This is a genomic window from Paenibacillus nicotianae (assembly GCF_042681745.1).
Lineage (GTDB): Bacteria > Bacillota > Bacilli > Paenibacillales > Paenibacillaceae > Saccharibacillus > Saccharibacillus nicotianae.
The window spans coordinates 3,240,956-3,263,491 of sequence record NZ_JBHUGF010000010.1 but is presented as its reverse complement, the minus strand read 5'-3'; the positions used below and the strand labels follow the sequence as shown (position 1 = coordinate 3,263,491).

Below are 22,536 nucleotides of genomic sequence, written 5' to 3'. Positions count from 1 at the left end.
GACAAAGGAAAATGCGTTGAAACCTCGATTGGCTTGTGCCTTTCGAGGTTTCTTTTAAGTGGCTATACCAAGTGCCGAATGAATCCATTATTCAACCAATAACACATTTAATACTCGTATAAAGATTTCGTCATTTCGGTTGTATGTACGAAAATTTTTAATTTTACACCCTAAATAACGCTATTTCGTTTTATCAAACAGGTCAATTATGGTCAGATATCACCATGATTGACCTGTTTTTCTATCTCCATTTTATTACTTTTTTTAAAATTAAAAGGAATTTTTCAGATAGAAACTCCGATGGATACATTATCAGAGAAAATATACTTACAATGCCACAGGACAAGTATTGACACTCAAAGACCTGCAAGCCGACGGAACTTTATTGTACGAATACAATTACACGTACGATCAGTTTGGACAAGGCACCAATGAAGACGGCGGAGATATCAACGCCCATCTGAATAGGGTTACAGTCGATGTCTATGATAGAGACGTATAGTACAGACAATCGCTTAGCTACAGTGAATGGCGAAGCGGTGAAATACGATGCCGAAGGAAATATGCTAGTCGGTCCACTGGCTGGACAAATGCAAAACTATACTTTTGATGCACGTAACCGTCTGGTGGAAGCCGGCGGGGTACAATACGGATACGATAACGAAAATCATCGCACGTCGATGAACGTTAACGGAACCACGACGAAATATGTGATTAATCCAGAAGCAGTTCTGTCTCAAGTGCTGATGGAAACTGACGCATCAGGCAAACCGACAGCATGGTATGTGTATGGTAACGGCTTAATTGGACGACAAGATGCAAATGGAGCTTATCAGAGCTACCACTACGACCGTCGTGGAAGTACACTGGCATTAACTGATGCTAAGGGACAACTAACCGATACGTACAGCTACGGCACCTATGGTGAATCGCTGGGACACGAAGGCACCACCGAGCAACCGTTCCAATACAACGGACGCGACGGAGTCATGACCGATCCGAACGGGTTGTACCAGATGCGAGCAAGGTACTACAATCCAGAGATCAAACGCTTCGTGAACCGAGATGTTCTGAGTGGAAGTATCGACGACGGACTGACGATGAACCGCTATGCGTATGTGAATGGGAATCCAATATCGTATATCGATCCGTTTGGACTGAGTGCAGATGGAGATTCGTGGGTAACGACAGGATTGAGCTACGGAGCCGATGCGATTCCTTATGTAGGAACGGTAAAAGGGATTCAAGAAACGATTACGGGAGTCAACTACATTACAGGAGAACAACTCTCTGTAGGAGATCGCGTTGCTAATGGTGTCGGTACATTAACAAGTTTGATTCCAATTCCAGGTGCGAAGTATGTCGGAAAGTATGGAACGGAAGGTGTTATTGACGCAGGTAGTTGGGTTCTTAAGCAGTTTGGGAAGACTAGCGTTGATAGCAAAGTTATACATGAAACCCTAGATTACCGAAAAGTGCAAATTCTCAAAAATAGTAGAGGAGAAAATTTAGCATCTAGGAAAGAGATTCGGCAATTCAAGAAAGCATGGGGACAAGCTGGTATTACTATAAATGTAGATAAAAAAGGAAAAGTTCTTACAGGAAAATTTGAAGCAGGATTTGATTATAGCAATGGAGCAATATGGATCAAGAAAAATCCGAGTCTTATTAATTTATATCATGAAGGATATCATGCGGAGCAATGGTTAGCGATAGGGAAAGAAGCTTATATGAATCTTAGTCGATTAGAACGAGAGGAATATGTCTATTCAAGAGTAATGCAAAATGAAGAATTGTTTGACGATAACTCAATCAATCATTCAAAAGAATATATTAATGATTTGCGATTAAAACACAGATGATTTGGAAGGTGAGTAGAATTGAAAAGATATAATAGAACTAAAGAAGAATTAAAAAAAATACTCGATGAAGTAGATCGGAATTTTCCAAGACATCATCGCAGAATAAACGAGATTACTATGGATACTGTATTAACACCAGAAGAAGCAATAGCAATTGCTAAAAAATATCATGAAGAAAATAAAGAGGAAGGGATCGTAAGTGAAGAAATCGAAAGATTATATTTTGATGAAGGATATACGTTCAAAAGAGATGAAAATAATAGAGAAAATGATGATATCCGACCAGCATGGCGAGTAACCGTAGATTTACCACCTAACCCTTTTTTGTTTGAAGATTATACGTTAATTGTATCGGATCGAGATCGTAAAGTAATGGGAATGTTAGGTCAAAATGGACAACCAGTAGAATTGTAACGGTTGCGTATGAAAAAAGAAATTTTGGAAGATTATTTCTTTCAAGATTTCTTTTTATTTAATAATTTTCTGATCATACTATACGTACAAACTATTAAATTTCCAAATGTGTACGACACCTACAGTGAATCTTTAGGATGCGATGAAGCCATATCCGATCCAAACGAGTGGTGCACGAGATGAAAAACGTATTACAATCCAGAGATCAAACGTGTCGTCAATCGAGATTTTCTAATTGGAAGTATAGACGATGGACTGACGATGAACCGCTATGCGTATGTAAATGGGAACCCAATTTCGTATATTGATCCGTTTGGATTGAGTGCGGACGGAGCTTCTTAGGCAACGACAGGATTGAGCTGTAGCACTGAAGCGATTCTATATCTAGGAGCGTTGAAAGGCTTCAAAGAAACAATTACCGGAGTTAACTAAATTACAGGTGAGCATCTATCTATAGGAGATCGTATTGCAAATGGTGTAGATACACTAACAACGTTGCTTCCCATTCTTGGGCGAAATAAGTTAGGACATAATGTAATATTGGATGTAGGGAGATCATAAAATGAGAGGGTTAATATGGAACTTATATCATATAAATATTTATGGGAGACTAATGAATATTTTTTGGAAAAAATGAGTGAAGGTTATTTGATTATGCATAAAAAAATAATGCTGCGCTCCTAATAGAAGATGATGGCTTATACGATAAAATCGTAGAGCAAATGATAAAAGCTAAATGTGAAATTGTAGATTAATTTAGATTACTAATGACGAATCAAACAAAGAAAGTAGCGAGCAAGTTACCACTAAAAGTTAATTTGCAGGGGAAAGACCAGAATTTATGATAACTCATAGAATAGAAGTTAAATTAAAAAATGATTATTATCATTTATTAGATGCAGAAACTCAAAGTAATGAATTTATTTTTAGAGGATCTATTCGTAATAGTAAGCATGCTGATTTTAATGTAAAGGAGAATGATTTCTAAATGAGTAAGAAAAAACTAATCATTGAGAAAGAAACAGAACTTCTTGCTTTACACCGTATTTTATTTGAAACTAAATTTACTCCTCATCTAACAGATAATCGTATAAGTGCAAGTCCATTTACGGCAAATTTAGCTAACTCTACTTTAGAAGCAATTATTAATTTACAGTGTGAGCAAAATGCTTCTAAATTAAAAAGTTGGAAGGATTGGCTTGAGAAAAAACAACCTTGGATATGGAGACGTTCATTATCTTATTTATTGCAACGACCACCTTTTCAATGGGATAAGATGAAACTTGAAAATCGATTTAATTATATAAGATGGGTTTTTAGTCCATATCCTATTGCAGATGATGAAATATCAAAATTCATAAAGGAATATGAGCATTATCTACAGATTACACAAGATGGATACGATTCCAAATTGAGAACATTTGGGCAGGCTACAGAATCCATGATTGAAAAGTTTACAGATTACCATAAAATTTCTCTTCCTGAAGATTATAAGATGTTTTTGAAAAATAATAATGGTGGTACTATATTAACTCATTATTGGTTATTCATAGTACAGGAAATAAACGAGGCGATTCCTTTAGAAGCTTTATATGGAATTGAAATAGAATCTTCTATGAGTTTAGAAGTATGGAATAGAGACCAAGACGAAATTCCATCTCATTATTTGGTCATAGGTGAGAGTGGAGATAATGGTAAGATTTTATTAGATACTGGTTTGTCTAATGAAATTTATTTTATGAAAAATGAATTTAGAGAAGAACCAGAAAGTGAAAATGGAATATATCGAATCGCAGAAAGTTTTGATGATTTTATGAAAAGTTTAAAAAAATTTGATAGTAAAATTAGACTATAACAAATCTGAATTAAAATTTTAAATATTTATTTTATTGATGTAGATTAGAAATATATAGAATATGATTCCATTAAAAAATATGTTCTAAAGTAGTAAAGCTTTAACTATGAGAAAGAGAAACCTTGATTGGCTTTTGTGCTTTTCAAGGTTTCTTCTTTACCTATCTAAATTGAAGGTAAAAGCTACAATGAAAAAATGGAATAATAACGAATTTCTTTCAGACTAAATAATAAAAATTCCATTTAGTCTGCATCATCCTAAAGTCTATACCAGAGAATTTAATTCATTATGGTACAAATTTTGGGGAGGTTAGAAAAATGAATACTATTTTTGATTTAGGCAAATTCAGAAAGGCAGTAGTATGGAAAGATGAACATCCACTCATTATGGATAAAGCAGATTATGAATTAAAAACGTTATTACAATTGAATGAACCAATAATTTCTAAATATCAAAAAATAGTACTTGAGTTAAAATTGCCTAGGAACAGTTCATACTATGCCATGCTTGGGGTAGAATATAACCCTAATCAAAAATCAGAATTAATGATTAAAATTAAAGTAAAGAATTCTAATACTATTTTTTATAAATCTAAGCTTCAATTACATGAAGAGATTTATTTAGGTATTCCCACTGAATATGTTGATTCAATCATTAGTTCTGCAAAGGAGAAAATACTTGAGTCTAATTGGAAGTATACAGGTAGCATTGTTTTTCTCTTAGGTGCTCATAGTTTGATTGGTTCTAGTGAAACAGTATTCTCAAAAGCTACAAAAATTTTAATCGCTTTATTATTAAATGAATTGTCTGAAGAATCTTGTTTAAGTGATGATTCAGTAATTAAAGAAGAATTAGATAGCTATCAATACAATAATAGCTTTGCTTAGCTTGATGCTTTGCAAAGTTTCTTTGTTGTGAAGTGCTATTCATTGTGGAAATCAAATCTCGTGCACTGATCCATTTTTACTAAGTGTGGATAGCGGTGAGATATTTAAAACGTTTAGCAATTTCTTAGCTATGCCTATTTTGGGAACGGTAAAAACTGTATAGGAAGTTTTTACAGGAACAGATTATGTGACAGGTCAAAAACTTTTTGTAAGAGATTGAGTTGTCACTGGCATGGACACGTTGGTTAGCTTTATCCCTGGTTCTAGTTGGCTATTTAGGCATTTTAATAAATAAGTATGATATGCCAAACCTTCTGATTTATTCAAAGAAAATACGTATGCTCCTTTTGGACAAAGAATTGCTCCAAAAAATCTTTATCATGAGTTGAATAAATCTCAAGTAGGGCAAGAAATAATTAGATTGCTACAAAGTAATAGCACAAAATTAGATTATGGGGAATTACCAACTGATAAGATAGGTAACCAGACCTTAGGGAAAGCAAATATGCTTACCAATAATGCTACAATTTATGTGAAAGGAACCGAGTCAACTACTAAAACGGCTCAAACAATTATTCATGAGGTTACGCATATTTCGCTTCAAAATCCTATATATAATCAGCGTGAAGAAGTGATTGCTTTCATGAGAGAAGTTAAACATTCAAGAGATAATCTTTCTTATACACAAATAAAAGCGATTATTCAGGAAGTGAAGTCTCTTTATCCAACTATACCTCATAGATAAAGGAGAACTGATATGAATTTAAAAGAAGAAAATTCAGATATTGACAAAAGAGTTTTAAAAGGTGAACAAGTACCTTGTCCGTATTGTGGTGAAATTTTAATATATCAAAGCATAGAAACAGGAAAACATCCGGCTATTATTTGTAGCAACGGAGATTATTGTGTTTTATTGGAAATTAAAAGAAGTAGTATATTAGATGATTTAGGATTAACAAAAAGAAAAAGCAAAAATTAAATAATAAAAAAACCTGAAGGAATTTAATTCTTTTAGGTTTTTTTATTATTCAGTCTATAGGAGAATGAATAGCTGATTATGAAATTATTACAATATTATCATCAGAAAAGTATGAAATAATAAATGTTACTGAGTATAGAGAAACGCAAAAATTTGATTAACATACTATTTATTCTGATGGTAAGTATATCTATGATCCTCGATTTAGTAATCAATCGATTACTACTAAAGGTTATATAGACATATTAAAGGAGCTAAATGGTGGGAAAATATCTATAAGTAAATACACTTTAAAGTAGGTGAAAAGAAATGGTTCCTAATAGTATTTATTTTTCAGAAAATGGAGAAGTGGCAGATTTTGAGTTGATGGCTTATACTATTTCAAAACTAGGATCATTTGAATGGCATCGGACATCAATGTATAATCCTGGTAATATTTATGATCGTCCAGCAGGTTTTTATTTCAGATTTCATAATGAGAATGAAGTGTATTTACAGTTACAGAAATGTATTCATATGTTTAAAGGTAACCTTAAATGGGGTATGAATATCAGTCATCATACTCGTCATAGGAATTATATCATCGAGCCAACTCAGGTTTATGAAGCTAAGTTGAGTGATAAACATGCTATTAGTTATGACTTAAAGGAGATTCTAAAAGATGATTATGAAAGTTTGTGTGAAAAGGCAATATTAGATATCCCGTCTTTATGTAATCATATTGAAGTCTGGTTTGAACTAGAAAAAAAACGTCCTTTTTGCCAACTATGCCAGAGTAATTTAAAGCTAATACTTCAATGTCATAAGTAATTAATAATGTTAAATAATTCTTTTATTTGTTCAACATGTATCATTTATTCTAAACTCCTTTCTTTTTATAAAAACCAAGTCAATTAGAGTTAGATAATAATTGACTTGGTTTTTTTACGTAGAAAATTTTAAGGTTTACTCCAAATTATGATTATAACGGACGCGACGGTGTTATGACTGATCCGAACGGATTGTATCAGATGCGAGCAAGATACTACAATTCAAAGATTAAGCGCTTTGTGAACCGAGATGTTCTGAGTGGCAGTATCGACGATGTCATTGTCTCAAGAACTACATCCTAAAGTTACTGGAATTTACGAAATAGAGTATAGACTTCCTGCATTAGATAGGGAATTAACGGTAGTGTCTGGGCAGTATAAAACTATTTCTCAACCAAAGACAGTCTATGATCCTAGCGTAGTTTCGAATGAACAAATTATTGCATGGGGAAAAGAAGCTATGAATAATGGTGTGATCAATGGTAGATTAGTGAATGGATATTCATCTAATGGACTTAGGTTCACTGGATATCTTGATAATAATGGTAACATTACAAATTTTCATCCTTCATTTTAGTTGAAATAGGGAGGAAAAAGTATGTCAAATGAGAATGATTCTGTAAATAAGTTAATAGATCTTTACTATTTTGCTATCGGAGATAGTAACTTTATCAAAGCTTTGGAAAAGTATTGTAAAGGACAGGGCTTTGGTAATGAGCATATCTGGTGTTTATTGGCAGGTGAACTAGAGGAATGGGAAGAAGGGTACTTCGGAGAAGATGGAATTTGTTATTTTTTTGATCAGCCTGCAGTTGATAAAGATGTAACTCTCGTATTGAATTACCATGCTTTCTATATTTATCTCAAAGAAGCAAGCCAAGCATATTTATTAAGGCGTTCTGATGATACGGATATAGTTGAATCTCGATTATGTGAAATTAAACGAAGATTTAAATTATATGAGTAGTATTTTGTTGATTGCAAATGAATCCATCATGCAACCCATAATTTCTAAAATCTTTTTATAAAGATTTTTTAGTTTGGGTATAAGTATGTAAGCTTCAAATTTTATAACTCAAATAATGTTGTTTCTTTACTTTAATAAGTCAATTATGGGGAGGTGAAACCATAATTGACTTGTTTTTCTTACCCTTATTTCATTGTTTTTTGATTATTACAACTGCATAATTTTGAATATGACATTAAAAATGAGAATGAAATAAAATAATAATTATTTGATGAATAATCAAATTTTTAAAAATTGTAAAGTGAAAGGTTCTAAATATGTATAGAGAATTAGATAATCTCCTATCAGCTAACACAACAGTAGATTCTTGGTATAATGACGGTTGTACAATTGCAAGTGAGATTCTATCAGAATTTAACAAAGAGGATTGGGGAAAATTATCAATTGAAATATTTAATAAGTCCTTAGAATGGCAAAAAAAAATAGCCTATTGTTTGGATAGTAACTGTAACATATATGAATTGAAAATTTTGTTATCATTGCTTGAGACTAAAGATGAAGAGCTTTTTCAAATATGTATAGATACTTTAAGAAGTTTTACAACTTCAGAGAATAAACAAATGATAATCAAAAATGCATCTATCTTACAGCGAATTAATAATTTATTACCTAAGTCAGGTATAGCAGTAAAAAAAGTATTAGAAGATTTTGTCATTAAAATTTATTCTTAGAGTTTTAACGGAAAAATATTTTTTGGAATCACGAGTGATTATTTAGTAATTAGCAGAAACAATTTATAACCAAACAGGAAGGAACAGTTTCAGCTTCGATAGAGGTGAAAATATAGGTGAAGGGTATTTAAGGGGCGGACAAAATTTAGTTTCTTCTTCTAAAGTAACTGCTGTTTTTAGAAATGGGAAATTATATACCTTATATCCTAAATTAAGAAATTGAGAGGTGTTATATTAGTGATTATTATGAATTCCGATTTACTAGATTTATTTTTAGCTCCAATTACTGGATTAGGAGATGATAGTGAATCAGTTGAATATTATCGAAAATTAAAAATTCAAGATAAGAATGATTATAAAAAAATAATCAATGAAATTATTGTAGAAGAATTTGAAGAATTAAACGAACAGCAAAAACTAAATGCAAAATTAGTCTTAAGCTATTATTTAACAAGTAATGCTATTGATTTTGAGAGAGTTTTTGAATCAGTTTTACCACCATTTGATCCACCTTATCCAGTAAGAAATTTCTTCTTATGGATTTGGGAGTGTATTTTTCTAAATGAAAGTTATGAGTTTACAGAAGAGTATTATAAAATAATTAAATAATTTATAGTATGTAAGCAATCTACTTTTTTATGAAAGTAGATTGCTTTTTTATCTTAATTCACAAATTGACTAAACTATAATTTAATCTAGGATATGAAAACCATCTTATTAGAGCTGAAAATTTTACACAGAAAAGCGGAGTGAGTGATGGACATAATTTGAAGGATATTTTGATGAAACTGGGGCAGTGAAAAATCTTTATCTGACTATAAATCGCTAATTAGGAGATGAGATTTTGACATTTAGAATATTTAGAAAAAAAGTTGAAAATGATTTATTGCCAGCAATTAATTTCTTCAATGCTATTCCAAACCATAGATTTGTTGAAGTAGTAACCTTTTTATCTAAAGGTATAGGATATACTATTGAATATTGTAGTTGTGATTTTTCAGATGATTTGTATCTATGGGAAGAGCCTTTTGAGGGAATACGGTTTGTCAACTCTGCTTTGGATATAGAGAGCATTCTTGATTACGAGATTGTTCAAGAACTTCTAAGAGAGTCGAGTCATTCTTTTTTGAAAGAACGTCCAGAATATATGGATATTATTAATCAATCCTTATTTGATTTTTCAAAAAAGTATAATTTGCTATTTAAGAAATTATACTTTTGAGCCACAATCGGAAATCTTCATTCGATTGTGGCTTTTATTAATTTATATTATGAAGGGTATCATACAGAGCAATGATTAACACTAGGCAAAGATTCTTATATAAACTTAAGTCGCTTGGAACGAGAGGAATATGTATATTCAAGAGTAATGCAAAATGAAACAATATTTGACTAGGCATCAATAGACCACTCAATAGACTATATTGAGAACTTAAGAGAACAGCTTAAATAAGAAGGAGGAGTAACGATGTTTTCAGATAAGTACAAAAAAATGTCTGATAAGGAATTTAAAAATTTAAATAAAAAAGAATTTAAAGAATATTTGAGGTTGCTCGATGAGGATTTTCCAAGACATCATCGTAGAGTGAATGAAATTACGGTAGAGACTGTATTAACACCAGAAGAAGCCATAGCAATCGCTAAAAAATATCATGAAGAAAATAAAGAAGAAGGAATCGTAAGTGAAGAAATTGAAAGATTATATTTTGATGAAGCCTATACGTTTGGAATTAATGAAGAGGATCGAGATAATGATGATATTCGACCAGCATGGCGAGTAACGGTAGATCTACCACCTAACCCTTTTTTGTTTGAAGACTACAGGTTAATTGTATCGGATCGAGATCGTAAAGTAATGGACATTTTAGATGTAAATGGTCATCCAGCTAATTTAAGATAATTATAAATAAAGGGATTTAAAAGGAATGGATCATAGATAATTACTATATGGGAGTTTTTGTTTGTTTTTGAGAGCGTATAAAGGTAATTTACCAATTGGATCCTGATGAAAACACAATGGGAAACATTAAATTTAAATCTTTAAAAAATTGGATAGACTTGACCCTGTCGAAGGCTCTTTTTTATTTTGTATAAATTATGTATTTAAGGAGTGAGTACCTTGAATGATAATTATTTGAAAAAATCTACATTTTTAATTCGACTGCATGAGAAGCATTTCAAAGATGAGTTCAATTGTTTAGGAAAGCAACTGGTTGAAATATTGCATAGCATTAGAGAGGAAATTGCTGATCTTATTTGGTTTCCATTTGATGTAGTTGGTAGCCGTGATCAAGTAGTTACAGAGTTATTTTCGCATCCATATATAACCTTTCTAAGTACAGATGAATTGATTCACAAGTCAAATGAGGTTGTTCAGTTCTATTCAGGGGTGTTTATAGGCATTAAGAAAGGTAAACATGTAGAATGGAACTCTGATATGTTACCAGAAACCGAAGAAGATGAAGGCTTACAGCACCCCGAAGCTGAAATCGAAATTCGACCATTTGATACTTCTTATTTTGAAGTCTATGGTATGGATCGCAGTATCGAAAATAAAATTAAATCGTATTTTATGCTATCCGATCAATAATATAGTTTAAATAAAAACGAAGTAGAAAGACCTTTTAGATAAAGGAGAAAATAAAGTGAAAAACAAGCCACAATATGCAGAAAATATTATCGTTTTAGTTAGATATATGGAATCTTACAAATGGTTTGTTACCGATAAAGAAATATGGTTTTTAGATCTCAAAAAACGAATCACTGCGTATATTGAAAAAGGGTTTCACTTTCCCAATCCAAATGATTTTTCAGAAAGATTTGATATTCCAATAGTCAACGAAAATACAGCACAAGAATTTTTGGAGCATATTAGCGATAATGAAGTTAAAATAGAAGAATTCAAACATATATTGAAGCAAGACATAGATACTGATATTTCAGATATGTATCCTGCTTTATATATCGATTTTGATCAAAAAGTATTAATATCTTACTATCCTGAACCTGCATCTTACGAATTGTATGTACCGGATGGATGGAATGGATATTATAAAAATAATGTTGAAGATATTCCCGAACAATATTGGTATTGGATCATAGATGGGAAAAATATATTTACCTAAGTAGATGAAGTGAAATTATGCAAAATAATCGATACAGAAATGAGACATTTCTATGACTTTCAAATACTCTCTTATAGACGACAATAGTAACCTTACAATTGGATATTGCAATACTGTGCAATTCTCAAATACGCCTATTCACTTACTTGCTAATCAGCTAGTACTTAATCTATTTACATTTACAGAAGAATTCAAATCATACATAATACAGCGCAAAGAATCTTTTTCTAGACTGGCTTACATCGGAATACTTAATAAACATCATCATGTTATCGGTAAATACCCGATCTTTATTCATGACGATATCAAATATCACCAGTTAGGTTTTCCCGCTATACCTGTCCACGTACATCTGAATATTTCTTCGGACTATATTCCGTCTGTCAAGCAGCTTCAACTATGGGAACGATGGAGAGAGTCTAGACCTACTAAAAAGAATGAATGGGCTGTATATGATGAAGAGAGTAAGCGAGATTGGTTAAATATAGTGAGTCTTTATAATGACTTCTATAGGATACAACAAGCTAATAAGTCAGTTAACCACCATTTTGAACTCGATGGTACATGTATTGTAGATTATTCTTCATTTTTTTGTGCAATAGGCGAAGCTGTAAATGGAGCAGGTGGTTATTTTGGCAAAAACATCTATTCAATGATTGACTGTACTTACGGTGGATACGGCGCGTTAGCTCCATTTACACTTGTATGGATGAACAGCCATATAGCAAAAAATAACTTAGATCAACAAGCATGGCAAAAGGAGATTGAAGCGGTACGCCAGCAAAATACTTTTATCGGTGAAGAAGATTTTTTGGGAGAAATCGGAGATCGTCCTTTAATCGATGCAATAGTAGAGAACTTGGAGCGGGTCGGTGTGACTGTTATTTTGAGATAAGATAACGCTTCTTCTATACGATAGCCAATATGTACATATCTCAATACCAAGACCTCAATGCTAAGACTTAAACACAACAACACTGAAACGGGGGAATTACAGATGCAACTGGAAACACAGCGATTGATTATTCGTGAAATACAACCTAACGATTGGGAAGCGATTCATATCTATACACAATTGCCTGAAGTGACTCAACATACCGCATGGGGACCTAATACAGAAGCAGATACTAATACATATGTGGAAGAGGTCATCGCTCAGCAACAGCAACCTTTGCGTCAAGACTATGAATTAGCGATTTGCCTGAAAAATGAAGAACTATTGATTGGTGGGATCGGTATTCATGTCCAGAATACTAATGCTGAAATAGGCTATGTGCTCAACCCGGCTTATCAGGGCAAAGGTTATATGACAGAAGCCGCACAGGCTGTACTAGCTTATGGATTTGAGACATTAGGAGTACATCGAATCTTTGCCACCTGTCGTCCGGCTAATAGTGCTTCGGAGAAAGTGATGCAAAAAATTGGAATGAAATGCGAAGGAATCATGCGTGAACACTGGTATTATAAAGGTCAATTTCACGATTCGTGCTTGTATTCTATACTGGCAAAAGAATATGCAGATCATTCCAAATACTAAGCACTATTAGATGATTTATACACGTATATAACTCTATAATGACACTTTAACCGACAAAGAAACCCTGATAAGGATATACCTTTCAGGGTTTCTTTATAATACTCATTACCAAAGAAAGTAGACTCTAGAATGACTATATTTTGCTATTATGCAAAGCATTTTTCAAATTTGATTAGCAATTTAGGGTTACCTTTGAGCCGTAGTTTTCCTGTGAGTAAAGCTAGACCTACATTTTTTTCTTTTGCTACGATTTTAAGCCATGTTTTGCTATCTACTGTAATCTGTATGTCTGGTGTACCATGCAAACCGTCCTGTACCTGAAGCTTTTTATCTCGAATATCGAAAGTGGTTTGTCTATTTTCATTACCGGTGAATGTAAAATGATACGTGCAGTTTAAGTCTGCTGACTGATTCGGTTGGAATACATGAGGCATCAGCGTCACCAGAAGACTGACCGAATTGGGGATCAGACCATTTCCCACACGTTTGGTCGTTTTATGGGGGAACCGTTTTTTAACATATGCTTCTGCATCTGAGTTCGGAATGACATAAATCGTCTCTTCTTTCGCTTGTAGCGGTTTTACTATATCTTTCATAAATCCTTTACGATCTTCTAGAAATGGCCCGATAACATCGTCGCCTGCCGGGCAAACAGATAAGCAATAAGCCGCTTTATAATTAGCTCCAAAACTCAAACTTTGCCACCATGAAGCCGATTCTGTGATAGGTACTTCACTGCGAAAGTCTTTGGTATTTTTGCTCTCTACAATCGTTTCTACGAAATCACTAAAACCGCCCATAAATTCGCGGTAATTATGCGTAGCACAAGAGGAGAAATTGAATTGTCCGTCTGCACCGATTGCACCTACCGGGCAGGCTGCTACACAAAGTTTGCATTCAAGACAAGGATTATAGTCGATTGGACGATCTTCTTTGTTAACCGGAGCATCTAATATAATAGCGCCAAGTAGAATAAAGTTCCCGAATTTGGGATGAATCACATTGCGATGAATACCCATCTTGCCTAATCCTGCTGCAACCGCAACCGGTTTGAGTGAAACAACCCATGCTTTTCCAGGAAACTTATCCATTTCCATCGGGAAACCCATAGCTGCATTCAAAGCCCGTATTCCTTTGGCTTCTAATTTAGATACGATGTTATGAGAAATATCGGCTACCCTATCACCAGTATGATGAAATTCAATATTAGCCAGTGAGCGAGCAGGGGTGCGGATCGGTTCGCGATTCATTTTGGCCACAAAACTAATCATCGTCTTAGCATGGGGAAATGCAGATAGAATATCATCACGTTGATCATCCAATTCGGAGCGTTCCATAGAGATAACACCTACATCATCGGCTCCGGCTTCCATACATAAATCACGTATCCAATCATAATCAAGCATTTCATTTTGAACAGTAGTAGATTGTCCGGCAGATTCATAGTAACGCAAAACAGTAGGATGTTTTTTCATATCAGCCATGTATATCAATCCTTTCAAAAATAAGTGCATATACACCTAATTGGGCAAAAAAAATTAATTTTGTCTATTTAGCTTAACAATATCAGATAATTGTCCAAGTAATCCTCGATAACGATCTTCACCCATATATTCTTGAACACGAACTTGTGCCTGTTCCCATAATGGCAATGCAGTATTAAGAAGTTGCTGACCATCAGGTGTCAAAGCAATAAAACGTTTTCTACGATCTTCTCCTGGTGTAATAGATACCCATCCATTTCTCTCAAGCGGTTTTAGATCGCGTGGTAGTGTAGTCCGATCCATCAAAAGTAATTCAGCCAGAGTAGTAATAGTGACAGAGCCTGCTTGTTCGAGTGCCATCAGCAATGATAACTGGGTCGCTCGAAGTCCTACAGGTCTTAAATATTCATCGTACAAGTTAGTGATAAAACGTGACGCTTTTCTAAAATTTAAGCAGGCGCACTCTGCTGTATAATCGGTTGTTTTTGGAAGATTAGAATTATAGTTTCTCATAAATATGAGTATATACACATATTTCTTGATGTCAATCTTTATACTTGTTGTGCTACGCAATGAGCAGATTAGATATTCTTCAAAAATAGCCATTTGTGCTACAATGAATCCTTACACTATGATAATATTCAAACACAGATACACCATATCGATATGAGCATCTGTAACTACACTCGGATCATAGAGAAAGGGCACTAACTATGGCGAAAATGACAATGGCAGATGTAGCTCGTGAAGCAGGAGTATCCAAAAGTACAGTCTCCCAATATCTCAACGGGCGTTATGAATATATGAGCAGTACCACTAAAGATAAAATAGCTGTGGCGATTAAAGCATTGGATTATCGTCCAAATGTATTAGCACGTAGTCTCAAACAAAAACGTACGTTTACAATTGGCGTAATCGTTGCAAATATGTTACATCAATTTTCTTTGGAGATTTGTCGGGGAATCGAGAGCTATTGCCGAGAACAGGGGATTAGCGTGATTTTATGTAATACCGATGAAGATGAAGCGAGAGAACGTGAAGATCTAGAATTATTGCGTTCCAAACAAGTGGATGGAGTGATCGCTTTTCCATCCGGTCAATTAGCGCCTTTGTATCAGAAGTTAGTGGAAGAAGGTTTTCCATTAGTATTTGTTGATCGCAAGCTTGAAGAGGTACAAGTGAGTCGTGTAGTTGTAGATAATGAACAAGCTGCCTACAAAGCGACAGAACATTTGATTGATGCAGGTCACCAACATATCGCAATGCTTACCGCACCGTTGTCTATTTCTACTCGTGTCGAGCGGGTAGATGGATATACCCATGCGATGAAGAACAAATTACCACAGATTGCACCGATCATACTATCTGATGAAGTCAAGCAATTGCGTCATACATTACGTGTTTGGGCGAAGCAACAGCAGTTGCCTACAGCTATTATTGCAGGTAATGATCTGGTATTGCTAGAAGTGCTTGCTTTTCTCAAAGAATATCAATTGCAGATTCCGCAAGATATGGCATTAATCGTATTTGATAATATACCGTTTGCTGAATTGCTTACTCCAACGTTGTCTACTATTGTGCAACCTTCTCATGATATGGGAAGACAAGCCGCCGAAATGTTGATTGCTTCTATTTCTGCGCAGAGTACACAACAAGAACAGCCGGCTATACAAGAAAAGCAATTTACTTGTACATTGATGATTCGCGAATCATCTGCGCAACCGATGAATATACAATAAAATGAATAAATGATATTAAAAAAATAATGATTAGAATATACGTTTATCATAAAAAAAAGACGATCTAAAATCAGATGAATTTGATTTTAGATCGCCTTTTTTTGTGTTATACAATCATATAATCGACCCAATCGATTTTTGTACATCCCATCCGATCGAAAAAGCGATGCGCACGTGTATTATGTGGTGCAGCTACCCAGCTCATATGAGCAAATCCATGATCTTGAGTATATGTCTGACAGTGCTTAAATAGTTGAACTTCCACCTCGGTATCACGCAAATGTTCTTGTAGATAAAGATCGTTCATAATCGTGACTTTATCGGCTTTGATAGAGCTATATGAAAAGTATAATGTAGCAAAACCTACAGTCTGCTGTTGTTGTTCGACTACAAACTGTACACCAGCTTGACCTTGCAATAGTGAAGTGATGAGCTGATACAACTTTTCTACAGGAGGCTTAGGCTTTTGATAAAAATCTCCGATATATTCATTCATAATCGTGATCAATGCTTCGATATCTTCTGTAGTGGCTTGGCGAATTACTGTCGGTACAGTCTCCAAACATATCATCTCCTTTATATGTAAAATATAAATATACGTAAAAATGAATTAAAATACAAATATAATTATATTTATTAGGTATTTATTTCACAGTGGGTCGAAAGTACCTTTTACCATATAAATACAGATAACGTTTACAAAAAGACTTGTATTTATAAAATTGTTGCATTATACTGACCTCATAAACCGATTTACTAAACCGATTTATGTAATATAAATGATCTTATACTGTAGAACACTTTTGTATGATTGAAGCTGATTTGAATAGATGGTAGTACCAAGTATTTGACACGATAAGCGCATCACACTCTAATAAAAAATGATTTTTACCAAGCAAAAAATCTTACATCCTATTTTTTAGGTGAAAGGAGATTATCAATGTCGATCACTATTATTCCGACTTCTGTTTTTGCGGATGTTGTTAGTCAAGAAGTTGCACAATCACAAGTAGCTACACGGGTTGCTAATCTTGGAGCACAAGGAATAGAGATTCGTCGTGAACTTTTTGTAGAGTCAGATGATCATTTGCCTTTAGAACAGTGCAGACAAGCGATCCAACAGTCTAATCTTTCATTTACCGTCTATTCTGTACCTGCCTCACTATGGCAAGAAAATCATTTGCTGAATCAAAAAATATTATATCGTTCTTTGAACGAAGCACAGCAATTAGGAGCTTACGCCGTCAAATTATCACTCGGGCATTATGATCGTGAGCACTCTTCTATAGACTTATTACTTACAAGTTTGGATCAATTTTTTGCAGAGCATTCGTCTGCCGCTCCTATCCACTTATGGATCGAAAATGATCAGACCCTATACGGTGGAGATCCTATACGTCTACTACAGTTTTTTGAGCAATTAACTACTTTGGAAGCGCATTCGCAATGGTATTCTATCGGAATGACATTTGATATAGGTAACTGGTTGTATGCAGGACAAGATGCGCTTGAAGCGGCGCAACGCTTATCGCCTTATGTGACTTATATTCATGCCAAACATGCAGTGAAGCAACACAATACGTATATGACTCTTCCTTTACCGACAGAAGAACAAGCATTATGGAAACAAGTGATTGCTCTTCTTCCAGACCAAGCTTGGCGAGCAATTGAATTTACATTATCTGATGATACACAGATTGGATATTACAACGATTTACTAAGTACAGCAGAAGGGAGTATGTATACGATGAGCGACAATCGGGAACAGAATCTTTTACTATCATCTATATTATCTACACCAGTCGATTCGACGTTACTGGATATTGTGACATTTGGCGAAGCGATGACTATGTTTGTAGCTGAAGAAGTAGGCGATCTACATGAGGTGGCTTTATTTAGTAAACGTTTAGCAGGAGCGGAAGCCAATGCAGCGATTGGATTTGCACGTCTGGGTCTTCGATCCGGTTGGGCAAGTAAAGTTGGCGCAGATGCGTTTGGTACTTTTGTACAACAAAAGCTAGCAAGTGAGCATGTGAATCTAGATCATGTACGGGTAGATACAGAGCATCCTACAGGATTTCAGCTCAAGTCCAAAGTGATCAGCGGTGATCCACAAGTACAATATTTTCGTCGTGGATCAGCAGCAAGTCAGATGAGTGTAGATGATCTTGATTCTACTTATTTTAGCTCTGCACGACATTTGCATATGACTGGTATCCCTTTAGCATTATCAGATCGTAATCGTGAATTTGCACAGCATGTGATACAACAGATGCGCGCTCATCATAGAAGTATTTCATTTGATCCGAATTTGCGTCCAGCATTGTGGAGCAGTCACACCGAAATGATCCAGACGATCAACGCTTTTGCTGTTCAAGCTGATATCGTGTTGCCTGGTATAGAAGAAGGGCAGATATTAACAGGATCAGCGGTACCTGAAAAAATTGCTGAATTTTACTTGAAGCAAGGTGTCAAAGCGGTCGTCGTCAAATTAGGGCCAAGCGGTGCTTATTATCGCACGCAGGAACAATCAGGTACAGTATCTGGTTTTATAGTTGATCAGGTCATTGATACAGTAGGTGCAGGAGATGGATTTGCTGTTGGAACGGTTAGCGGTTGGTTAGCAGGGCTACCCATAGAAGAAGCAATAACCAGAGGATGTGCGATAGGAGCTTTAGCTGTACAATCGATCGGTGATCATGAAGGATACCCGTCTGAAAACGAATTACAACAGTTTATAGAGACTTGCCCGCGTTATCTATCCGATCAAGTTCTTTTGACTGAAAATGCTGAAAATGAAAAATCTACTGTTGAACATGATTATAGCCCTGACCCATCTTTGGAAGGAGTGAAATAAACATGCAAGAAAAGACAGCATTACCTGCTTCTCGTTGGTTGAGACTGATTCCGGTTATTTTTATTACGTATAGTCTTGCTTATCTAGATCGAGCTAATTATAGTTTTGGCGCGGCATCAGGTATGGCACATGATCTTAATATCTCGGCAGCGATGTCCTCATTACTGGGAGCGCTTTTCTTTCTAGGTTATTTCTTTTTCCAAATTCCAGGTGCTCATTATGCAGAGAAAAAGAGTGCGAAAAAACTTATTTTCTGGTCGTTGATTCTGTGGGGTGGACTTGCATCGGCTACAGGTATGATTACCAATGTCAATCTGTTGATCGTGATCCGGTTCGCGCTTGGTGTTGTTGAAAGTGCAGTTATGCCAGCGATGCTTGTATTTAATGCACACTGGTTTACGAATAAAGAACGCTCGCGTGCAAATACATTTCTAATTCTAGGTAATCCTGCAACTGTATTATGGATGTCGATTATTTCCGGTTATTTAGTGACTGCTGTAGGTTGGCGCTGGATGTTTATTATTGAAGGTATGCCAGCTATTATCTGGGCATTTGTATGGTGGAAAGTCGTACAGGATAAGCCTTCACAAGCCAAATGGCTAACGGATGCTGAAAAGCAAGCTTTAGAAGATGAGTTAGAACGTGAACAAGCAGGAATGAAGCAAGTGAAGAATTACCGCGAAGCTTTTCGGTCACCGACTGTGATCAAATTAAGCTTACAATACTTTTTCTGGAGTATCGGGGTGTATGGATTTGTGATGTGGTTGCCTTCGATTATTGCTAAAGCTCCAAATATGAATATGGTATCGACAGGTTGGTTAGCGGCTGTTCCTTATTTGCTCGCTGTTATTCTTATGCTAGTGACTTCATTCTTTTCTGATAAAATGCAAAGTCGCAAAAACTTTGTCTGGCCGTTTCTATTGATCGGAGCACTTGCTTTTTATGGTTCCTATCTGATTGGGCCAAATCATTTCTGGATTTCATTTGTGCTATTGGTGATTGCTGGCGGAGCGATGTATGCACCGTACGGGCCATTTTTTGCTATTGTACCGGAAGTATTGCCACGTAATGTAGCAGGTGGAGCGATGGCTTTGATTAACAGTATGGGAGCGTTAGGTTCATTTGCAGGTTCTTATATTGTAGGATATCTGAATGATCTGACAGGCGGGTTCGATGCATCGTATATGTTTATGGCAGGTTCACTGCTTCTGTCTGCGATCTTAACGATGATGGTACGCAAGCCACAGCCGCAGAAACCTCAAGCTTCTCCAGAATGGAAAGCAAAAGTCAGTGCAACGTAATCACAATAGGCATAGAAGCGCAAAATAGCGTCATACTAGAAAATAAAGTAGGTCGTTTCGATAGACTTTACAACCAAGATTAAAATGTATAAGACATTTTATAAGATCATGCAATCACAAGATGATCACAGTGCATCTCTTTATATATAAGAATGCTCCAAATATAATCTATATTTGATAAAGGAGTGAATTTCGAATGACTGAACAACAACCAGTACGTGTACAGTTAGCGTTAGATCGAATGACTATTCAGGAAGCGATCACAATGGCAAAGCAAGTGGAACAATATATCGATTGGATCGAAGTCGGTACATCGCTGATCAAAGAGTTCGGTATCGAAAGTGTACGTCAGATCAAGCAGGCTTTTCCAGATAAAATTATCGTAGCAGATATCAAAACATTTGATAATGCTACATATGAATTTGAACTTTGTTTTGAAGCAGGAGCAGATGTAGCAACTGTGATGGGAGCCGCGCCTGATGCTACATTAGAATTATGTATGAAGGCAGCACATCGCTATCAAAAACAGACAATGATCGATCTACTTAGTGTATCGCCTGATCGAATCTATGATCTTGAACGTTATACTGATGCTGTATTATGCCATCATGTTAGTAAAGACGAGCAAGAACATAATGGACAAATGGCTGGACAATCGCAGAATCACAAAGTTCATTCCGCTACTCATTCCACCACTACAATTCCTCAGATTGCGGTAGCAGGAGGAATTACGTTAACAACGTTACCAACGATTTTGCAACAATCGCCGTCTGTTATTATTGTAGGTTCCGCGATTACTCAAGCTTCTGAACCTGCTCAAGCAGCGCAGCAGATTCGCGAACAGATCAACCTATTTTCTAATCAACCGTCCAATCCTTTAGCTTCTCTATAATGATTCTATAACGATACAACAAGGAGTGATATTTAATGAATCAAGTTCAATCCACAGCAACAGCAGAGCAGATTATGGCAGAGATCAATCAAGTCATCACAAAGGTTCCTCAAGAAACCATCCAACAGTTAGCAACCCAGTTAGTCAATAGTCAGCGTATTTTTGTAACCGGTGAAGGACGATCTGGATTTATGGCTAAATCATTCGCTATGCGCTTAATGCATCTAGGGGCAGATTGCCATGTGATAGGAGAAACCGTCACACCTGCGCTTGCTGCGGGCGATCTATTAGTGGCTGTGTCTGGATCAGGAACAACCAAAGCGGCTGTATGGACAGCAGACAAAGCCAAAGAATTAGGATGCCACATTGTGGCGGTGACTACCGACGATTCATCGCCACTGGGTACTTTAGCAGATACAATCTTGCATATTCCAGCAGCTACAAAGTACAGACGAGAAGGAGAAGCGCCAAGTATTCAACCACTAGGTTCTTTATTTGATCAATGTACCCATGTTTTATTGGATGCTGTTTGCTTAACGTATGGACAGCTCAAGCAAGTTCAGCATGATGATGTATTTGCCAAACACAGCAATGTAGAATAAGTGGTTATATCTACTTTTGGGATAATAGATAGACAAGAATACGTTAAATACCAAAAACCCTGCACACCATGTTTGGATAAAAAACACTTGGAAGTAAAAAGTGCTTATCCATCAGGTGAGCAGGGTTTTGGTGTATTATTGGCTATAGAAAAAATGGCTAGTAACATAAAGCTACAATAATAGGATACTACTTACTATTAGCTTATCCCCAAAGATAAGTGACAATCATGACTAGATAAACAGGTAAACTAAATAACAACATACTCCATGAATTCACCATATTGCGATCTCTAGAACTAGGATCAATCGCTTGATTCGCACGCATCCGATCTCCACTGACCATTGTACCTGAAAGAGCCAGTGTCGCAATAATTAAAATGATGGTTACGACTCTAAGGATATCATTGAAGTCGTATGGTAATAGAAAATGAATCAAATACAGCAAGCCAAGAAAAAGAGCACCTGATCCTAAAAGCAAACCTGATTTTTTCATAT

27 protein-coding genes and 2 pseudogenes are annotated in these 22,536 nt (G+C 35.4%); 25 read left to right on the top strand and 4 right to left on the bottom strand.

Features of this window, described 5'->3' with window-relative positions; translation table 11 throughout:
• Positions 1–349: 349 nt before the first annotated feature.
• From ACFSGI_RS18530 to ACFSGI_RS18435, 20 genes and pseudogenes are all read left to right on the top strand, one after another.
• Complete coding sequence (locus ACFSGI_RS18530) at positions 350–502, top strand: hypothetical protein (RefSeq protein WP_204825646.1); 153 nt, start codon at positions 350–352, stop codon at positions 500–502.
• On the top strand, positions 480–1,862 hold the full coding sequence (locus ACFSGI_RS18525) for a zincin-like metallopeptidase toxin domain-containing protein (protein ID WP_204825645.1): 1,383 nt from the start codon (positions 480–482) through the stop codon (positions 1,860–1,862). The genes ACFSGI_RS18530 and ACFSGI_RS18525 overlap by 23 nt, the downstream gene beginning before the upstream one ends.
• Positions 1,863–1,880: 18 nt before the next feature.
• Positions 1,881–2,276 carry a PepSY domain-containing protein gene (locus ACFSGI_RS18520; protein ID WP_204825644.1) on the top strand — a complete coding sequence of 132 codons (396 nt, stop codon included), beginning with the start codon at positions 1,881–1,883 and terminating at the stop codon, positions 2,274–2,276.
• Between the two features lie 201 nt (positions 2,277–2,477).
• Positions 2,478–2,618, top strand: a pseudogene (locus tag ACFSGI_RS18515) (hypothetical protein); the annotation flags it as partial.
• Positions 2,619–3,264: 646 nt separating this feature from the next.
• Entirely contained in the window at positions 3,265–4,131 is an 867-nt protein-coding gene (locus ACFSGI_RS18510; RefSeq protein WP_204825643.1) for an SMI1/KNR4 family protein, read from the top strand.
• Between the two features lie 317 nt (positions 4,132–4,448).
• Complete coding sequence (locus ACFSGI_RS18505) at positions 4,449–5,018, top strand: hypothetical protein (RefSeq protein WP_204825642.1); 570 nt, start codon at positions 4,449–4,451, stop codon at positions 5,016–5,018.
• A 385-nt stretch (positions 5,019–5,403) separates the two neighbouring features.
• Positions 5,404–5,763: a hypothetical protein gene (locus tag ACFSGI_RS18500; RefSeq protein WP_379283905.1), complete on the top strand. Its 360-nt coding sequence runs from the start codon at positions 5,404–5,406 to the stop codon at positions 5,761–5,763.
• 12 nt (positions 5,764–5,775) lie between these two features.
• Positions 5,776–5,997, top strand: a complete 222-nt coding sequence (locus ACFSGI_RS18495) for a hypothetical protein (RefSeq protein ID WP_204825640.1) — start codon at positions 5,776–5,778, stop codon at positions 5,995–5,997.
• Between the two features lie 309 nt (positions 5,998–6,306).
• Complete coding sequence (locus tag ACFSGI_RS18490; protein ID WP_204825639.1) at positions 6,307–6,807, top strand: hypothetical protein; 501 nt, start codon at positions 6,307–6,309, stop codon at positions 6,805–6,807.
• 273 nt (positions 6,808–7,080) lie between these two features.
• Positions 7,081–7,383: a CdiA family toxin C-terminal domain-containing protein gene (locus tag ACFSGI_RS18485; protein ID WP_204825638.1), complete on the top strand. Its 303-nt coding sequence runs from the start codon at positions 7,081–7,083 to the stop codon at positions 7,381–7,383.
• Positions 7,384–7,404: 21 nt separating this feature from the next.
• Positions 7,405–7,773, top strand: a complete 369-nt coding sequence (cdiI, locus tag ACFSGI_RS18480) for a ribonuclease toxin immunity protein CdiI (RefSeq protein WP_204825637.1) — start codon at positions 7,405–7,407, stop codon at positions 7,771–7,773.
• Between the two features lie 317 nt (positions 7,774–8,090).
• The gene (locus ACFSGI_RS18475; RefSeq protein WP_204825636.1) at positions 8,091–8,504 is read left to right on the top strand and encodes a hypothetical protein; all 414 of its coding nucleotides are present in this window, start codon (positions 8,091–8,093) and stop codon (positions 8,502–8,504) included.
• 237 nt (positions 8,505–8,741) lie between these two features.
• Positions 8,742–9,113, top strand: coding sequence for a hypothetical protein (locus ACFSGI_RS18470; RefSeq protein WP_204825635.1), 372 nt, complete (start codon positions 8,742–8,744; stop codon positions 9,111–9,113).
• A 235-nt stretch (positions 9,114–9,348) separates the two neighbouring features.
• Positions 9,349–9,726, top strand: coding sequence for a ribonuclease toxin immunity protein CdiI (cdiI, locus tag ACFSGI_RS18465; protein ID WP_204825634.1), 378 nt, complete (start codon positions 9,349–9,351; stop codon positions 9,724–9,726).
• Positions 9,727–9,816: 90 nt separating this feature from the next.
• Positions 9,817–9,900: pseudogene (locus tag ACFSGI_RS18460) on the top strand (zincin-like metallopeptidase toxin domain-containing protein); the annotation flags it as partial.
• A 72-nt stretch (positions 9,901–9,972) separates the two neighbouring features.
• Positions 9,973–10,404 (top strand): hypothetical protein, encoded by a 432-nt coding sequence (locus ACFSGI_RS18455; protein ID WP_204825633.1) that lies wholly within the window; start codon positions 9,973–9,975, stop codon positions 10,402–10,404.
• Between the two features lie 219 nt (positions 10,405–10,623).
• On the top strand, positions 10,624–11,094 hold the full coding sequence (locus tag ACFSGI_RS18450) for a hypothetical protein (RefSeq protein ID WP_204825632.1): 471 nt from the start codon (positions 10,624–10,626) through the stop codon (positions 11,092–11,094).
• A 55-nt stretch (positions 11,095–11,149) separates the two neighbouring features.
• Positions 11,150–11,629: a hypothetical protein gene (locus ACFSGI_RS18445; RefSeq protein WP_204825631.1), complete on the top strand. Its 480-nt coding sequence runs from the start codon at positions 11,150–11,152 to the stop codon at positions 11,627–11,629.
• A 52-nt stretch (positions 11,630–11,681) separates the two neighbouring features.
• Positions 11,682–12,524 (top strand): barstar family protein, encoded by an 843-nt coding sequence (locus ACFSGI_RS18440; protein WP_204825630.1) that lies wholly within the window; start codon positions 11,682–11,684, stop codon positions 12,522–12,524.
• A 102-nt stretch (positions 12,525–12,626) separates the two neighbouring features.
• Complete coding sequence (locus ACFSGI_RS18435) at positions 12,627–13,166, top strand: GNAT family N-acetyltransferase (protein ID WP_204825629.1); 540 nt, start codon at positions 12,627–12,629, stop codon at positions 13,164–13,166.
• A gap of 146 nt (positions 13,167–13,312) precedes the next feature.
• Here the strand turns inward: ACFSGI_RS18435 and ACFSGI_RS18430 are convergent, their stop codons facing one another.
• Entirely contained in the window at positions 13,313–14,650 is a 1,338-nt protein-coding gene (locus ACFSGI_RS18430; RefSeq protein WP_379283899.1) for an SCP2 sterol-binding domain-containing protein, read from the bottom strand.
• A 54-nt stretch (positions 14,651–14,704) separates the two neighbouring features.
• A complete protein-coding gene (locus ACFSGI_RS18425; protein WP_204825627.1) occupies positions 14,705–15,163 on the bottom strand; it encodes a MarR family winged helix-turn-helix transcriptional regulator in 459 nt (152 codons plus the stop codon).
• Positions 15,164–15,363: 200 nt separating this feature from the next.
• Between ACFSGI_RS18425 and ACFSGI_RS18420 the strand changes: the two genes are divergently transcribed.
• Positions 15,364–16,389, top strand: a complete 1,026-nt coding sequence (locus ACFSGI_RS18420; protein ID WP_204825626.1) for a LacI family DNA-binding transcriptional regulator — start codon at positions 15,364–15,366, stop codon at positions 16,387–16,389.
• Between the two features lie 106 nt (positions 16,390–16,495).
• Here the strand turns inward: ACFSGI_RS18420 and ACFSGI_RS18415 are convergent, their stop codons facing one another.
• Positions 16,496–16,951: a GNAT family N-acetyltransferase gene (locus ACFSGI_RS18415; RefSeq protein WP_379283896.1), complete on the bottom strand. Its 456-nt coding sequence runs from the start codon at positions 16,949–16,951 to the stop codon at positions 16,496–16,498.
• 378 nt (positions 16,952–17,329) lie between these two features.
• Here ACFSGI_RS18415 and ACFSGI_RS18410 point away from each other — a divergent pair, with 378 nt between their 5' ends.
• The 4 genes from ACFSGI_RS18410 (at position 17,330) to hxlB (ending at position 22,041) form a co-directional block, all read left to right on the top strand.
• Entirely contained in the window at positions 17,330–19,246 is a 1,917-nt protein-coding gene (locus ACFSGI_RS18410) for a PfkB family carbohydrate kinase (protein WP_204825624.1), read from the top strand.
• A gap of 2 nt (positions 19,247–19,248) precedes the next feature.
• Complete coding sequence (locus tag ACFSGI_RS18405) at positions 19,249–20,547, top strand: MFS transporter (protein ID WP_204825623.1); 1,299 nt, start codon at positions 19,249–19,251, stop codon at positions 20,545–20,547.
• Between the two features lie 196 nt (positions 20,548–20,743).
• A complete protein-coding gene (gene hxlA / locus ACFSGI_RS18400; protein ID WP_204825622.1) occupies positions 20,744–21,439 on the top strand; it encodes a 3-hexulose-6-phosphate synthase in 696 nt (231 codons plus the stop codon).
• 35 nt (positions 21,440–21,474) lie between these two features.
• Positions 21,475–22,041 (top strand): 6-phospho-3-hexuloisomerase, encoded by a 567-nt coding sequence (gene hxlB / locus ACFSGI_RS18395; RefSeq protein WP_204825621.1) that lies wholly within the window; start codon positions 21,475–21,477, stop codon positions 22,039–22,041.
• Between the two features lie 202 nt (positions 22,042–22,243).
• On the opposite strand, the gene ACFSGI_RS18390 is transcribed toward hxlB, so the two are convergent.
• Complete coding sequence (locus ACFSGI_RS18390) at positions 22,244–22,534, bottom strand: DUF5316 family protein (RefSeq protein WP_204825620.1); 291 nt, start codon at positions 22,532–22,534, stop codon at positions 22,244–22,246.
• Positions 22,535–22,536: the final 2 nt, after the last annotated feature.